14 protein-coding genes and 1 tRNA gene are annotated in these 16,468 nt (G+C 39.8%); all 15 read left to right on the top strand.

Annotated elements, in window-relative coordinates:
* On the top strand, positions 1 to 328 hold a 328-nt coding region (locus QSJ81_RS25345; RefSeq protein WP_502929681.1), incomplete at its 5' end, for an EF-Tu C-terminal domain-related protein.
* Positions 329 to 642: 314 nt separating this feature from the next.
* The gene (gene rpmG / locus QSJ81_RS25340; protein ID WP_071841980.1) at positions 643 to 792 is read left to right on the top strand and encodes a 50S ribosomal protein L33; all 150 of its coding nucleotides are present in this window, start codon (positions 643 to 645) and stop codon (positions 790 to 792) included.
* 22 nt (positions 793 to 814) lie between these two features.
* A tRNA-Trp gene (locus QSJ81_RS25335) sits at positions 815 to 890 on the top strand.
* A 49-nt stretch (positions 891 to 939) separates the two neighbouring features.
* Complete coding sequence (secE, locus tag QSJ81_RS25330; RefSeq protein WP_285720070.1) at positions 940 to 1,155, top strand: preprotein translocase subunit SecE; 216 nt, start codon at positions 940 to 942, stop codon at positions 1,153 to 1,155.
* A 40-nt stretch (positions 1,156 to 1,195) separates the two neighbouring features.
* Positions 1,196 to 1,726 carry a transcription termination/antitermination protein NusG gene (gene nusG, locus QSJ81_RS25325; RefSeq protein ID WP_038667695.1) on the top strand — a complete coding sequence of 177 codons (531 nt, stop codon included), beginning with the start codon at positions 1,196 to 1,198 and terminating at the stop codon, positions 1,724 to 1,726.
* Between the two features lie 87 nt (positions 1,727 to 1,813).
* Positions 1,814 to 2,239 (top strand): 50S ribosomal protein L11, encoded by a 426-nt coding sequence (gene rplK, locus QSJ81_RS25320; RefSeq protein ID WP_038667698.1) that lies wholly within the window; start codon positions 1,814 to 1,816, stop codon positions 2,237 to 2,239.
* A gap of 200 nt (positions 2,240 to 2,439) precedes the next feature.
* A complete protein-coding gene (rplA, locus tag QSJ81_RS25315; RefSeq protein WP_285720069.1) occupies positions 2,440 to 3,141 on the top strand; it encodes a 50S ribosomal protein L1 in 702 nt (233 codons plus the stop codon).
* Between the two features lie 232 nt (positions 3,142 to 3,373).
* Positions 3,374 to 3,904, top strand: a complete 531-nt coding sequence (gene rplJ, locus QSJ81_RS25310; protein WP_285720068.1) for a 50S ribosomal protein L10 — start codon at positions 3,374 to 3,376, stop codon at positions 3,902 to 3,904.
* 37 nt (positions 3,905 to 3,941) lie between these two features.
* Positions 3,942 to 4,310, top strand: coding sequence for a 50S ribosomal protein L7/L12 (rplL, locus tag QSJ81_RS25305; RefSeq protein ID WP_285720067.1), 369 nt, complete (start codon positions 3,942 to 3,944; stop codon positions 4,308 to 4,310).
* A gap of 517 nt (positions 4,311 to 4,827) precedes the next feature.
* A complete protein-coding gene (gene rpoB / locus QSJ81_RS25300; RefSeq protein WP_285720066.1) occupies positions 4,828 to 8,658 on the top strand; it encodes a DNA-directed RNA polymerase subunit beta in 3,831 nt (1,276 codons plus the stop codon).
* A 23-nt stretch (positions 8,659 to 8,681) separates the two neighbouring features.
* Positions 8,682 to 12,629 carry a DNA-directed RNA polymerase subunit beta' gene (rpoC, locus tag QSJ81_RS25295; protein ID WP_285720065.1) on the top strand — a complete coding sequence of 1,316 codons (3,948 nt, stop codon included), beginning with the start codon at positions 8,682 to 8,684 and terminating at the stop codon, positions 12,627 to 12,629.
* A 409-nt stretch (positions 12,630 to 13,038) separates the two neighbouring features.
* Complete coding sequence (locus QSJ81_RS25290; protein ID WP_285720064.1) at positions 13,039 to 13,284, top strand: L7Ae/L30e/S12e/Gadd45 family ribosomal protein; 246 nt, start codon at positions 13,039 to 13,041, stop codon at positions 13,282 to 13,284.
* 95 nt (positions 13,285 to 13,379) lie between these two features.
* Positions 13,380 to 13,754: a 30S ribosomal protein S12 gene (rpsL, locus tag QSJ81_RS25285; RefSeq protein WP_038667719.1), complete on the top strand. Its 375-nt coding sequence runs from the start codon at positions 13,380 to 13,382 to the stop codon at positions 13,752 to 13,754.
* A gap of 37 nt (positions 13,755 to 13,791) precedes the next feature.
* Complete coding sequence (gene rpsG, locus QSJ81_RS25280) at positions 13,792 to 14,262, top strand: 30S ribosomal protein S7 (protein WP_007937795.1); 471 nt, start codon at positions 13,792 to 13,794, stop codon at positions 14,260 to 14,262.
* Positions 14,263 to 14,297: 35 nt separating this feature from the next.
* Positions 14,298 to 16,376 (top strand): elongation factor G, encoded by a 2,079-nt coding sequence (gene fusA, locus QSJ81_RS25275; RefSeq protein WP_285720063.1) that lies wholly within the window; start codon positions 14,298 to 14,300, stop codon positions 16,374 to 16,376.
* Positions 16,377 to 16,468 lie beyond the last annotated feature (92 nt).

The following is a 16,468-nucleotide window of genomic DNA, read 5'->3' as shown; positions in this document are numbered from 1 at the left end:
TATCGAGCGCGGTCAAGTATTGGCTAAGCCTGGTACAATTAAACCTCACACAAAATACAAAGCAGAAGTATACGTGTTGTCTAAAGAAGAAGGCGGTCGTCATACTCCATTCTTTACAAACTACCGTCCACAATTCTACTTCCGTACAACAGATGTTACTGGTGTAGTACATTTGCCAGAAGGTGTAGAAATGGTAATGCCTGGTGACAACATTCAAATGTCAATTGAGCTAATTACTCCAATTGCAATTGAAGAAGGTTTACGTTTCGCGATTCGCGAAGGTGGCCGTACTGTTGGCGCTGGCGTAGTAACTGCGATTGAAGCGTAACATAATTAATAAAAGGAAAGCCTGGACATATAGCCAGGCTTTCCTTTTAATTTCTGAGCCTCAAACCTATGTGGCGTAGAGCAAAAGCCCAGTAAGTTATTTGTCTTGACATTTTAATAATATGCGTATAAAATCTCTATGAATGGATATAGCTATAAGACAGGGGGCTCCCTGTTTTATTTTATTATCTAGCATAATATGATTTTCCACAATATAGTAGGGATCTAGTATTGACAGTCCGCTCTAAGTATGCTAGATTATATTAGTGGCATTTTGAATTGGTGCCATATTTACAGGTAAGAGAGGTGTACAGGATGCGCAATGCGGTAACGTTGGCCTGCACTGAATGCAAACAACGCAATTATCAGACCAATAAAAACAAAAAAAATGATCCGGATAGATTGGAATTCAGTAAGTATTGCAAGTTTTGCAAAAAACATACTTTACACAAAGAAACGAAATAAGTTATTATTAAATTTCGTAAGTAGGGGTGTAGCTCAATTGGTAGAGTAGCGGTCTCCAAAACCGTTGGTTGCGGGTTCGATTCCTGCCGCCCCTGCCAGTTGGTCTTTAATGCTTGAATTAGCAGTACAAGACAGGGATGTGAGAAAATGGTTGCCCAAGAAACAGCGGTTCAAACCAATTCTTCCCGTTGGAAGAAGTTTTTTCGCGAAGTAAAAGCGGAATTAAAAAAAGTATCATGGCCTAGCAAACAAGAACTGGTTTCTAATACAGGAGTGGTATTTGTTGCTGTATTACTAGTTGCAGGTTTGATATGGGCAATTGATGCTGTATTTACTCAAGTTTTACATTTTATTATCAAGTAGGCTAAGGGGGTGGGGACGTAAGTAGGCGTCCCTGAAGGTAATGGAATCTGAAAAAAATTGGTATGTAATCCATACATATTCTGGTTATGAAAACAAAGTAAAAGCTAATCTGGAACGTAAAGTCCATTCTATGGGCATGGAAGATGAAATCTTTCGGGTAGTAGTACCTATGGAAGATGAAGTTGAAATGAAAGATGGCAAAAAGAAGATTACTAAGAAAAAAGTTTTCCCCGGGTATGTTTTGGTAGAAATGATTGTCAATGATAAATCGTGGTATGTTGTACGCAACACACCAGGTGTTACAGGTTTTGTTGGCTCTGGTACTAAGCCTATCCCGCTTACCGATGCCGAAGTGAAAAACATTCTTAAATCGATGGGCATTGAAGAGCTTAAGCCGAAGTTGAACATCGAAGTTTCCCAAGTAATTCGTATTACTTCTGGAGCCTTCGAAAATTGGACAGCCAAGGTGCTTGAAATTTATCATGACCGTAGCAAACTAAAAGTCCTTGTTGACATGTTTGGACGGGAAACACCAGTAGAATTAGATTTTTCTCAAGTTGAGAAAGTTTAAATAAAGTTCTTGAAACTTTATGATACAGGTGGGAGGGTAGAAATACCCGCAGAACCACATTATGTATATAAGGAGGTGTAAGCTAAAATGGCTAAAAAAGTTGTAAAACTTGTAAAATTGCAAGTTCCTGCTGGTAAAGCAACTCCAGCGCCTCCAGTCGGCCCTGCACTCGGTCAAGCTGGTGTGAATATTATGGCATTTGTTAAGGATTTTAATGAAAGAACCGCTAGTCAAGCTGGTCTTATTATTCCAGTTGAAATTACCGTATTCGAAGATAGATCCTTTACTTTTATAACCAAGACTCCGCCAGCTCCAATTCTGCTTAAGAAAGCTGCTGGAATTGAAACTGCTTCAGGAGAACCAAATAAGAAAAAAGTTGCTAAAGTATCTCGCGACAAAGTTCGTGAAATCGCTGAAGCAAAAATGCAAGATCTTAACGCTGCTTCTGTAGAAGCTGCTATGCGTATGATCGAAGGCACAGCCCGTAGTATGGGTATTGACATCGTCGATTAGTCTTTGGCTTTTTTGAATTGCCAAAGACTGGCTTAAAGCTGCCAGATGCTAGGCGCGACGAGGACGTGACCGCAGACGTACTCACGTACGTCGGAGAGAACGCCCGGAGGAGTAACAACGCAGATGGTAGGTTTAAGACAGTCGGATGTTTAGTGTGGGAGGATTTTCCGCTACACCACAATTATGAAGGAGTTTTTAATATGCCGAAACATGGTAAAAAGTATGAAGAAGCTGCTAAGCTGATTGAAGCTAACAAGTTATATGAGACTGATGAAGCCATAGAACTTGCTAAAAAAACAGCTAGTGCTAAATTTGATGAGACCGTTGAAGTTGCTATTAAATTGGGTGTTGACCCTAAGCATGCTGATCAGCAAGTTCGTGGCGCTGTTGTATTGCCTCATGGTACTGGTAAAACCAAAACTGTTTTGGTTTTTGCTAAGGGCGAAAAGGCAAAAGAAGCAGAAGCTGCAGGCGCTGATTTTGTTGGTGCTGATGATTTGGTAGCTAAAATTCAAGGTGGTTGGACTGAGTTTGATGTAGCAGTTGCTACTCCTGATATGATGGGTACTGTTGGCCGTTTAGGTAAAGTATTAGGCCCTAAAGGTTTAATGCCAAATCCTAAAGTTGGTACAGTTACATTAGATGTTACTCGTGCTATTAATGAAATTAAAGCCGGTAAAATCGAATACCGTACTGATAAAGCTGGTAATATCCATGCACCAATTGGTAAGACATCTTTTGATAATGAAAAACTTATTGAAAACTTCCAAACTTTGGTTGATGTCTTGAACAAAGTAAAACCAGCTGCTGCAAAAGGACAATACATGCGTAGTATCACTGTGAGCACTACTATGGGTCCTGGCGTAAAAGTAAATCCACTTAAGGTCTCTACCAAGAGATAATTGTAAGTAAGAAGCAAAGGGATAATCTTCGGTCGTTACAACTAAATAAAATATTTTGGCTGTAGACAGCAGGTATTAATAATGAACGAAAGTAAGATGAAAGTCTTTCCTTAGAGTTCGCCTGCCGAGGTCGGGGATTATGACTGTAGCTTTTGCTATTAGCGACCTCCGGCTTTTACCTGCCGTGAGGTCGTTTAGTTTTTGTTAATCTTTTAAAGGAGGTGGATTTTTAGTGGCTGTAACATCAGAAAAAATATCAATCGTTTCCGAACTTAAAGGGAAACTATCTGCTAGTAAAGGTGCGGTATTAACAAATTACCGTGGTCTTACAGTGGCGCAAGATACTCAACTTCGCCGTAAATTACGCGAAGCTGGTGTAGAATACCGTGTAGTAAAAAATACTATGACACGGATTGCTGCTGAGGAAGTAGGTATTGAAGGTTTGGACGTTTATCTTGAAGGTCCAACTGCAATAGCTATATCTGAAACAGACCCAGTTGCTCCAGCGCGTGTAATTTCTGATTTCGTAAAAGAACATAAATTAAAAGCATTGGAAGTTAAAGCTGGTTTGTTAGAAGGTAAGGTTATTGATGCTGAAGGCGTAAAAGCTTTGGCGAACCTACCATCCCGCGAAGTTCTTCTTTCCCAAGTATTGGCTGGCATGCAATCTCCGATTGCTGGTTTCGTCAATGTACTTCAAGGTTCTATCCGCAAATTCGTATATGCGCTTGAAGCTGTGCGCAAACAAAAAGAATCAGCTTAAAAAATAAAAAATTATAAATTAACGGAGGTTTTTTAAAATGACTCAACAAGAAATTATGCAAGCTATTGAGAACATGAGTGTTCTTGAATTATCCGAATTGGTGAAAGCTCTAGAAGAAAAATTTGGTGTATCCGCTGCTGCTCCTGTAGCTGCTGCTGCTGCTCCTGTAGCTGCTGGTGCTGCTGCTGAAGAAAAAACTGAATTTGATGTTATCCTTGCTAATGCTGGCGCTAGCAAAATCAACGTAATCAAAGTTGTTCGTGAAATCACAGGCCTTGGCTTGAAAGAAGCGAAAGAAGTAGTTGATGGCGCTCCTAAAGCAGTAAAAGAAAAAATTGCTAAAGCTGATGCTGACGCAATCAAAGCTAAGCTTGAAGAAGCTGGCGCAACTGTAGAAGTTAAGTAATTATAATTTAGTTTATATTACTAAATTTTAAAGTAAAAAATATAAAGAGTACCCGTTGTGGTGCTCTTTATATTTTTTTACTAAAAGTATTTTCTAAGTATTGACTAAGAAGCCTTATTGTGGTATCATTGTTCAATGCAAAGAATGTTTATTTTAGGGTAATATTTTTTTATTGTGTGGGTATAAAATTTCGATTGGTAGGAAATAGTAATATATGGAGGATGGAATTCCGTTTCATCATGTAGACAAATGCAAGGTCTTTTATTTGACTGGAGAAACCTTGCTTTTTTTGTATTGTGGTGCCACCCTAAATTAATCGGTGCTGCTTGTTACCGTCTTTCACTGTATAATTATTATATTTTGCTTAATTGTTACATTATATTATGTTCCACGCAATAATGGATTATGTAAAGGTTTTATACCAGCTGCAGGATCTTGTAAATTGCTTTTTAGTACATATGAAAGAGAATGCTGCTAAGGTGTAGAGTTTAATTTGGGCTAAGGGGTGAAGGATTTAATGTTTAATCCTGTTCCGGTTGGCAAAAAAATCAGATATAGTTATGCCAAGATTAAAGAAGTACTGGACATGCCCAATCTGATTGAAATTCAGAAAAATTCGTATAACTGGTTTCTGAAGGAAGGGCTACAAGAGATTTTCCATGACATTTCGCCAATTCAAGACTTCACGGGTAATTTAGTATTAACCTTTGAAAAGTTTACATTAGGCGAAGCCAAGTATCACGTCGAAGAATGTAAAGAGCGGGACGTTACCTATTCTGCCCCTTTACGTGTTAATGTTCGATTAATTAATCGTGAGACTGGTGAAATTAAAGAACAAGAAGTATTTATGGGTGATTTCCCGCTAATGACCGAAAATGGTACATTTATCATTAATGGTGCAGAGCGGGTTATTGTTAGTCAGTTAGTACGCTCGCCTGGTGCGTACTACAATGAATCCATCGATGCGACAGGTAAAAAACTGTATAATTCTACAGTGATTCCTAATCGTGGTGCGTGGTTAGAACTAGAGACAGATGCCAATGATGTGATGTCTGTTCGTGTTGACCGTACCAGAAAACTGCCAGCAACTGTATTAATTCGTGCATTAGGTTACGCATCAAATGCTGCTATTGCTGAACTGTTCCATGATGACGTACGAATCCGTGCTACATTAGAACGGGATAACACCAACTCTAGAGAAGAAGCCCTAGTAGAGATATATAAAAGGCTTCGTCCAGGTGAGCCACCGACAGTTGACAATGCTACTCAATTACTGGAATCCTTGTTTTTTGATTCTAAGCGTTACGATTTAGCAACAGTAGGTCGTTACAAATTAACCAAAAAATTAGGCTGGCGCAGGCGCCTAATGGGTAAGACGCTTTATCAACCAATCGCAAATGCTGAAACGGGTGAAGTAATCGTTGCTGCAGATACGATCGTGGATGAGAAAGTACTTGACCATATTGAGCAAAGTGGTGTGTTTGCAACTGATGCCTTAATTGAAGTAAAAGTTAAATTAAAAGATGGTTCACCAGTTAAAATGCTGTGTAACCCTACTTTGCCTTATAATCACCGGACTATTACAAGGGAAGATATTTTAGCCTCGGTTAACTATCTTTTAAACTTGATGGATGGTTTTGGCAATGTGGATGATATCGATCATCTAGGTAATCGACGTTTACGTTCTGTAGGTGAACTTCTTCAAAATCAATTCCGTATTGGTCTATCTCGTATGGAACGGGTAGTAAAAGAACGTATGACCATTCAGGATGTGGATGTAATTACTCCTCAAGCTTTAATTAATATTCGCCCTGTCGTGGCTGCAATCAAAGAATTCTTTGGTTCTAGTCAGTTGTCTCAGTTTATGGATCAAACCAATCCATTGGCAGAGTTGACACATAAACGTCGCTTAAGCGCCTTGGGACCTGGTGGACTCAGTCGTGAACGCGCTGGCTTTGAAGTACGTGACGTACATCATTCTCACTATGGACGTATGTGCCCTATTGAAACGCCAGAAGGTCCGAATATCGGTTTGATTGGTTCTCTATCAACTTTTGGACGTATTAATGAGTTTGGCTTTATTGAAACTCCTTATCGGAAAATTGATAAAGATAACCTTATTGTGACAGAAGAAGTTCGTTATTTGACAGCTGACGAGGAAGATGAAGTAGTATGTGCTCAGGCGAATGAACCATTAGGAGAAAATAACTGGTTTGTTGAACCTAGGGTTACGGTACGTCATAGGCACGAAATATTAGTCATTCCAGCTGAAAAAGTTGACTATATGGATGTATCTCCGAAGCAAGTTGTATCCATTGCTACGGCTATGATTCCATTTTTGGAAAACGATGATGCGAATCGTGCCTTAATGGGTGCGAACATGCAACGTCAAGCAGTGCCGCTCTTACGAACACAGGCACCACTTATTGGAACTGGGATGGAATATAAAGCCGCCCGCGATTCTGGTGTTTTGATTCTAGCAAAGAATGCTGGTGTAGTTGAAAAGGTTACTGCTACCGAAATAAGGGTACGTACAGAACGTGGTACGTTGGATAACTATAAATTACTTAAATATTTGCGTTCCAATCAAGGAACATGCATCAATCAAAAACCAATCGTTTACAAAGGTGAGCAGGTAGAAAAAGGCCAGGTATTGGTTGATGGGCCTGCTACTGATCAAGGTGAATTAGCATTAGGTTTTAATGTCCTGGTGGCTTTCATGCCGTGGGAAGGTTATAACTATGAAGATGCGATTTTACTAAGTGAAAAAATTGTAAAAGATGATATATATACCTCCATACATATTGAAGAATATGAATGTGATGCCAGAGATACAAAACTAGGCCCAGAGGAGATTACTCGAGATATTCCAAACGTGGCGGAAGAAGTACTGAAAGATCTTGATGATCGCGGTATTATTCGTATTGGTGCAGAAGTACGTCCGGGGGATATTCTAGTAGGTAAGGTTACTCCAAAAGGCGAGACAGAACTTACCGCAGAGGAACGCTTGCTTCGAGCCATTTTTGGTGAGAAAGCCCGCGAAGTTCGTGACACGTCACTTAGGGTTCCACACGGTGAGGCTGGTAAGATTGTTGACGTTAAAGTCTTTAGCCGAGAAAATGGCGATGAATTACCACCAGGCGTGAACTTCTTAGTACGTGTATACATTGCCCAAAAACGTAAAATTTCTGAAGGTGACAAAATGGCTGGTCGTCATGGTAATAAAGGGGTTGTTTCACGTATTATGCGTGAAGAAGATATGCCTTTCTTACCAGATGGTACCCCAGTACAAATTGTACTAAATCCTTTGGGTGTACCGTCCCGTATGAATATCGGACAGGTACTTGAAACCCACTTGGGAATGGCTGCTGCAGCTTTTGGTATGCAAATTAGAACGAACTCTCCAGGTGTTGCAGACAGACTTAAAGAAGTAGGCTATGATGTTGATAAACATGGTCTGCCTAAACCTGGTATTGCTGGTATTAATCTAGCAACTCCAGTATTTGATGGGGCTCATGAGGAAGAGGTCTTTAGAACACTTAAGGCAGCTGGTCTTTCTGAGGATGGTAAAACGGTCCTTTATGATGGACGTACAGGGGAAGCCTTTGACAATCGTGTTACTGTAGGTTGGGTATACATGTTGAAATTGGCCCATTTGGTTGATGACAAGATTCATGCTCGTTCTACTGGTCCTTACTCTTTGGTTACCCAACAGCCTTTGGGTGGTAAAGCCCAATTTGGCGGTCAACGTTTCGGGGAAATGGAAGTATGGGCTTTGGAAGCATATGGTGCTGCCTATACATTACAAGAACTCTTAACTGTAAAATCCGATGATGTGGTCGGGCGTGTGAAAACCTATGAAGCGATTGTTAAGGGTGAAAACATACCTGAACCTGGAGTGCCTGAATCCTTTAAGGTTTTGATAAAAGAACTGCAAAGTATCGGTCTCGATGTTAAAATTTTAAATGAAGACGCCCAGGAAATCATGATTGATGACATAGATGAAGATATTCATCAAGTGGCTAAGGAACTTGAGCTAAATATTGGCTCTCCGTCGGCTGTGGCAGTGCCTCCTGATGAAGCACATACCCGCACTAAGGCTGAGTTAGAGCCGGATGTTTTGGATGAATTCGAAGGTACTGATGAAATGGAACCCCTAGAGGAAGAATTAGATATTATTGCTGAAATCGGTGAGATGGATGAAGATAAATTTGATTTAGACGATAGTGGTATTGTGGATGATCTTGAATTACCAGGCCGTAAATCGGTTAAAAAGGTAAAAGGTAAAGATAAAAAACAAACACAGCGTGACTTACTAGAAGAGATAGACGACGAGGAAATTGAGTAATTGGGTAAGGGAGTGATAACCCTTTGTTAGATGTAAACAATTTTGATTCAATGAGGATTGGATTAGCTTCTCCGGAGCAAATCCGCAAATGGTCATTTGGTGAGGTAAAAAAACCAGAGACTATAAATTACCGTACTCTTAAACCAGAGCGTGAAGGTTTATTTTGTGAAAAAATATTTGGGCCAACTCGCGATTGGGAATGTCATTGTGGTAAATACAAAAGAATTCGCTATAAAGGTATTGTCTGCGATCGTTGCGGTGTAGAAGTAACGCGTTCAAAAGTGCGACGTGATCGTATGGGACATATCCAATTAGCGGCGCCTGTTTCTCACATTTGGTATTTTAAGGGTATCCCTAGTCGTATGGGGCTGATATTAGATATCTCGCCTCGTTCTTTAGAAAAAGTATTATATTTCGCTTCTTATATCGTACTTGATCCTGGTGATACACCACTTATGAAACGTCAACTGTTGACGGAAAATGAGTACAGAGATTACCGAGATAAATATGGTAACTCTTTCAAAGTTGGTATGGGAGCGGAAGCCGTTAAAAAGCTTCTTGAAGAATTGGATTTGGAGAAAATCTCCAAAGAGTTAAAACAAGAACTTAAAGAAGTAAGCGGTCAACGTAAAATCAGAGCGATTCGTCGTTTGGAAGTTACAGAGGCTTTTCGTAAATCGGGTAACCGTCCTGATTGGATGATCATGGATGTTGTACCTGTTATTCCGCCAGAATTACGACCAATGGTACAATTGGATGGTGGTCGTTTTGCGACTTCCGATCTTAATGACTTGTACCGTAGAGTAATTAACCGCAATAATCGGTTAAAGCGTCTACTAGATCTAGGCGCTCCTGACATTATTGTGCGTAATGAAAAACGTATGCTGCAAGAAGCCGTTGATGCCTTGATTGATAATGGCCGTCGCGGACGTCCTGTTACAGGTCCTGGCAATCGTCCTCTTAAATCCTTAAGCGATATGCTCAAGGGAAAACAAGGTCGTTTCCGTCAAAATCTATTAGGTAAACGGGTAGATTACTCTGGCCGTTCGGTTATTGTAGTTGGTCCTGAACTTAAATTGCATCAGTGTGGTTTGCCGAAAGAAATGGCGTTAGAATTGTTTAAACCTTTTGTTATGAAAAAACTAGTGAATGCTGGTCATGCTCATAATATTAAGAGTGCTAAACGTATGGTAGAGAGAGTGCGCCCAGAAGTTTGGGATGTATTAGAAGAAGTGATTAAAGAACACCCAGTGCTCTTAAATCGTGCTCCTACCCTACATAGATTAGGGATTCAGGCATTTGAACCAGTATTGTCAGAGGGGCGTGCCATAAAACTTCATCCGTTAGTATGTACAGCATATAATGCGGATTTTGATGGTGACCAAATGGCGGTTCATGTACCACTTTCTGCGGAAGCGCAATCAGAAGCCCGTATGTTGATGTTAGCTGCTCATAATATCCTATCAACCAAAGATGGTAAACCGGTAGTAACACCGACCCAAGATATGGTTTTAGGAGCATATTACCTTACGATGGAGAAAAAAGGCGATATTGGCGAAGGTAAGATAATGTGTGACATTAATGAAGCACTACTAGCTTATCATCAAAAAGAATTGTCTCTTCATGCCATAATTAAAGTACGTTTTCCAAAGTATGGTTTGGTAACTACTACTATGGGACGTCTGATATTTAACGAGAACTTGCCTGAAGAAGTTCGCTATTTCTTCCAAAAAGATGGCGAATGGCATTTAGGTATTATGATGGATAAAAAAGAACTTGGTAAATTGGTAGCTGAAACCTATCGACAATTTGGTAATTCCAAAACAGCCGTAGTAATTGATAATGTGAAAAGACTCGGTTATGCTTTTGCTTGTCGTGCAGGTATGACAGTGGCTATTGCTGATATTAATATTCCTCCTGAAAAGAAGGATATTTTGGGTACTACCGAAGGTAGAGTTGATGTTGTCGACAAGCAATATCGTCGTGGTTTGATTACTGAAGATGAAAGATATAAGAAAACAATTGAACTATGGACGAAAGCTACGGATGATGTAACATCTGCAATGATGAACAACTTGGACAATTTTAATCCAATTTATATGATGGCTAACTCTGGTGCCCGTGGTAACATTCAACAGATTCGTCAGTTGGCTGGTATGCGCGGACTTATGGCTGATCCATCAGGACGAATTATTGACCGTCCAATCAAAGCAAACTTCCGTGAGGGTTTAACAGTACTTGAATACTTTATTTCCACTCATGGTGCTCGTAAAGGTTTGGCTGATACAGCACTTAGAACAGCCGATTCTGGTTATTTGACACGTCGTTTGGTTGACGTATCCCAAGATGTCATTGTTCGCGAAGAAGACTGTGATATTGTAGGAATTAATTTGGTACGTGAACGGGCACGATTGGCAAAATCCAGTGCTGGTGCGATTGAAGTATTGAGAGATACACTATTAGGCCGCGTTTTAGCGGAAGATGTTCTTGATCCTAAAACTGCGGATATACTGATTCCTCGTACTACCATACTTGCAGATGATAGTTTGCGTATCATTGGTGAACATGGAGTGCCAGAAATTATATTACGTGGCATGTCAACTGTTATGGAAGAAGACATTAATGCATCTGCTTCTAACGAAACAATTGTGTTAGGCGCGCCAGAAGAAAAAATGCGCGAACTTCTTAAAAATGCTATGGTTCGTGAAATGTTGGGTAAAAACACGACAAATGCAATTACTGATAGTAATGGCGTTGAAATTGTTGCGGCAGAGACACCGCTTACCGAAGAAGCCATTGAGGCAGTTTTAGTGAGTGATGTACGAGAAGTGAAGGTCCGTAACAATAATATTAGGGGTATCGAGGTAGAAGCAATCACTGAAGGCTCTGGTGTTATCGAAGCCTTGAAAGATCGTATTGTTGGACGCTTTGTCGCAGAAGATATTATTGATCCTAAAACGGGCGAATATATTGTGAAAACAAATGATACCATCAGTGAAGCATTGGCAGATCGTATCGTTGCTGTGCGTGAGCATGTATCCATTCGTTCCGTACTTACTTGTAGGTCTCAATTTGGAGTATGTATTAAATGTTATGGACGCAATCTAGCAACGGGGCATCCTGTTGATGTAGGTGAAGCAGTAGGTATTATTGCTGCTCAATCTATCGGTGAACCAGGTACACAGCTTACTATGCGTACCTTCCATACTGGTGGTGTTGCTGGTGACGATATTACCCAAGGTTTGCCAAGGGTTGAGGAATTGTTTGAAGCCCGTAAACCAAAACGTCAAGCTATTATTACTGAAATCGATGGCGTAGCTGCTGTTGATGTGAAAGAAGTAAAAGGCATGCGTAAGATTACAGTAGTTCCTGCTGTGGGCGAAGAACGTGTTTATCCTATCCCTTACGGTGCTCGGATTATTGTGCGCGATGGACAGCAGATTATTGCTGGTGACCGCCTCACCGAGGGTTCAGTAAACCCACATGACATTTTGCGTGTCTGCGGAATCCAAGCGACACAAAGGTACTTGGTTTATGAAGTACAAAAAGTATATAAATCCCAGGGTGTTGAGATCAATGATAAACATATCGAAGTAATTGTTCGTCAAATGCTCCACAAGGTGAAAACAGAGGAATCTGGCGACACTGAACTTTTACCAGGTGAATACATTGATACGAATACCTTTGAAGAAGAAAATGCAAAAGCAATTGAAGAAGGCGGCGAACCATCTGTAGCACGTCCTATATTGCTTGGTATTACCAAAGCTTCTTTGGCAACAGATTCTTTCTTATCCGCAGCATCTTTCCAAGAAACAACTCGTGTACTTACGGAAGCTGCAATTAAGGGTAAAATTGATCCATTGCTTGGACTTAAGGAAAATGTTATTATCGGTAAGTTAATACCAGCAGGTACTGGTATGAGTCGTTATCGAAACATAAAACTTACCCATACAAAAAATGTAACGGTATAGTAGTAGAAAGGGGAATATGATTTTAAAATCATGTTCCCCTTTTTTATTCAAATAAGGATAATGGTTTTATATAAGTCAAATGTTCTTCTCTGTTTTAGTCAATAGAAATGTTTAACTGTATTATCATAGAATATAAGATTTAACTAGATTATGAATTATTTTTTGACAAATTTTAAAAAAGTGATATAATAAATTTTGGCTATAAGAAAACCTAATATTTTCATCTCTAAATTTACAAAACATGGTAAAAATGACACACTCGGATGCGTGGTCATAAAAAAAGCCCACAAATATAGATGAAATAAGAATTTATTAAGAGATGTTTATTGACATTGTGTTTTGATAATGATAATATATTAGAGGGCCAGTTAGAAAATGCATTGGTTTGTTACGTAAGGGAGTGAACAATATGTCGCTCGAAATGTTAAAAACTGCAAAAAAGATAGTTGGTGTTAAGCAAGTTACTAAGGCTGTTGAAAAGGATTTGGCGCAACTTGTCTATATTGCACAAGATGCGGAACAACGCTTAGTAGAACCTCTACGAACGTTGTGTACTCGAAAAAAAACAGCAATAGAAATGACGCTTACCATGACTGAACTTGGTAAAACCTGTGGCATCGAAGTTGGTGCAGCAGCAGTAGCCATTTTAAAGTAAAATGTAACCATGTTAAATGTTTTACCTTAAACTCAATGCTTGAGGTGAAATTTTTATATAATCAATCTAAGATAATTTGGAAGGGGGTGTATTGAATGCCAACAATTAATCAATTAGTACGTAAAGGTAGAGAGTCACTTATACAAAAATCTACTGCACCTGCTTTGAAAGAAAGCCCGCAAAAGCGTGGTGTATGTACAAGAGTATATACAACTACTCCTAAGAAACCAAACTCTGCACTTCGTAAAGTGGCAAGGGTACGTTTAACAAATGGTATTGAAGTTACTGCCTATATCCCTGGTATCGGTCATAACTTACAAGAACATAGTGTTGTGCTTATCAGAGGTGGTAGAATCAAGGATTTACCGGGCGTACGTTATCACATTGTTCGTGGTGCATTAGACACTGCTGGAGTGCAAAAACGTAGCCAAAGTAGATCAAAATACGGTACAAAACGTGCTAAAAAGTAAAATTTAATTAGATAACCCTGGAAAAGGAGGGGATAATATGCCAAGAAAAGGACCTGTTACAAAACGCGATGTATTGCAAGATCCGGTATACAATTCTAAAATTGTTACTCGATTTGTAAATAAAGTAATGTTAGATGGTAAAAAAAGTGTTGCTGAAAATATTGTGTATGATGCATTTGATATTATTCGTGCAAAAACCGGCAAAGATCCATTAGAGGTTTTTGAAACAGCAATGAAAAATGTTATGCCAGTATTGGAAGTGCGTGCTCGCCGTGTTGGTGGTGCTAACTATCAAGTTCCGATCGAAGTACGCGCAGATCGTCGTTTGTCACTTGGGATTCGCTGGTTGGTGAATTACTCAAGACTACGCGGTGAAAAAACTATGCGTGAAAGACTTGCTGCTGAATTAATTGATGCTTCCAATAATACTGGTGCTACAATTAAGAAAAAAGAAGATACGCATAAAATGGCTGAAGCCAATAAAGCTTTTGCACATTATCGCTGGTAATTTTTAATGTTTCTAAACAGTAAGGAGTGATGATAGTGGCCAGAAAATTCTCGCTAAGTAATACACGTAATATTGGTATTATGGCACATATTGACGCTGGCAAAACCACTACGACTGAACGGATACTGTTTTATACTGGCAAAGTACACAAAATCGGTGAAGTGCATGAAGGCGCTGCGACAATGGATTGGATGGTACAAGAACAAGAGCGAGGTATTACAATTACTTCTGCGGCTACTACTTGTGAATGGTCTGGACATCGCATTAACATCATTGACACACCAGGACACGTGGACTTTACTGTAGAAGTAGAGCGCTCACTCAGAGTGTTAGATGGATCTGTAGCTGTGTTTTGCGCTAAAGGTGGCGTAGAACCGCAATCAGAAACTGTTTGGCGTCAAGCTGATAAATATGGTGTGCCACGTATGGCATACGTTAATAAAATGGATATTCTAGGTGCTGATTTTTACCGAGTTGTCGATATGATGAAAAATCGTTTAGGTGCAAATGCAGTGCCAGTTCAACTGCCAATTGGCTTGGAAAATGGCTTCAAAGGGTATGTTGATTTGGTACAAATGAAAGCGGTTGTTTATACAGATGACCTTGGTAAATTTAGTGAAGCTGCTGATATTCCAGAAGACATGCAAGAGCATGTGGCTGAATACCGTCAAGGTCTTTTAGATGCAGTTGCAGAAAGTGATGACGAACTCATGATGAAATATCTTGAGGGCGAAGAATTTACTTTAGAAGAGATCTATGCTGGTATTCGTAAAGCTACGATTGCTTGTAAAATGACTCCTGTTTTATGCGGATCTTCCTATAAGAACAAAGGTGTGCAGCCGTTATTGGATGCAGTTATTGCATACATGCCGGCACCTACTGATGTTCCAGCTATTAAAGGGATTAATCCTGATACAGAAGCAGAAGATGAACGTGCAGCTGATGACAGCTTACCATTCTCAGCTTTAGCTTTCAAAATCATGGCTGACCCTTATGTAGGTAAGTTAGCATTCTTCAGAGTATACTCCGGCGAACTTTCTTCCGGGTCTTATGTATATAATTCCACTAAAGGAAAGAAAGAACGTATTGGACGTATCTTGCAGATGCATGCAAATCACCGTGAAGAAATCGAAAGAGTATACACAGGCGATATCGCTGCTGCTGTAGGACTTAAAGATACAACTACTGGTGATACTTTATGTGATGACAAAAACCAAATTATTCTTGAATCCATGGTTTTCCCTGAACCAGTTATTTCGGTAGCTGTTGAGCCTAAGACCAAAGCTGACCAAGAAAAAATGGGTATTGCACTACAACGTTTGGCAGAAGAAGATCCTACATTCCGTGTGAATACAGATCAAGAAACTGGTCAAACGATTATTGCTGGTGTTGGTGAATTACATTTAGAAATTATCGTTGACCGGATGCTAAGAGAATTCAAAGTGGATTGTAGCGTAGGTAAACCTCAGGTTGCTTATCGTGAAACTATCCGCAAAAAAGTTAAATCCGAAGGTAAATTTGTTCGTCAGTCTGGTGGTCGTGGACAATATGGTCATTGTTGGTTGGAAATTGAACCTCTTGAACCAGGTCAAGGTTTCATCTTCGAAAGCAAAGTTGTCGGCGGTTCCATTCCAAGAGAATATATTGCACCTATCGGAGCTGGTTGTAAAGAAGCTATGGATAATGGGGTTTTAGCGGGTTACCCTATGGTGGACATTAAAGTAACTGTACTTGAAGGTTCCTACCATGATGTTGACTCCTCTGAAATGGCATTTAAAATAGCTGGTTCAATGGGCTTTAAAGCTGGTTGCGCAAAAGCCGGTGCTGTAATTTTGGAACCATACATGAAAGTAGAAGTTATTGTTCCTGAAGAATACATGGGCGATGTAATTGGCGATTTGAACTCACGTCGTGGACGCATAGAAGGTATGGAAGCAATTAACGGCTCCCAGTCCATCAAAGCATTTGTGCCATTGGCTGAAATGTTTGGTTATGTAACTGACTTACGTTCAAAAACTCAAGGCCGCGGTAATTACTCAATGAGCTTTGCTCATTATGATGAAGTACCAAGAAGTATAGCTGAAGCGATTATCGCCAAAGTAAAAGGCGTATAATCCTGGAGAAATAAAGGAGGCAAAAATACAATGGCAAAGAAAAAGTTTGAAAGAAATAAACCACATATTAACATTGGAACAATTGGTCACGT

Source organism: Pelosinus sp. IPA-1 (assembly GCF_030269905.1).
GTDB lineage: Bacteria > Bacillota > Negativicutes > DSM-13327 > DSM-13327 > Pelosinus.
Note: the sequence above shows the minus strand (reverse complement) of the source record. Positions and strands in the feature narration are given on the sequence as shown.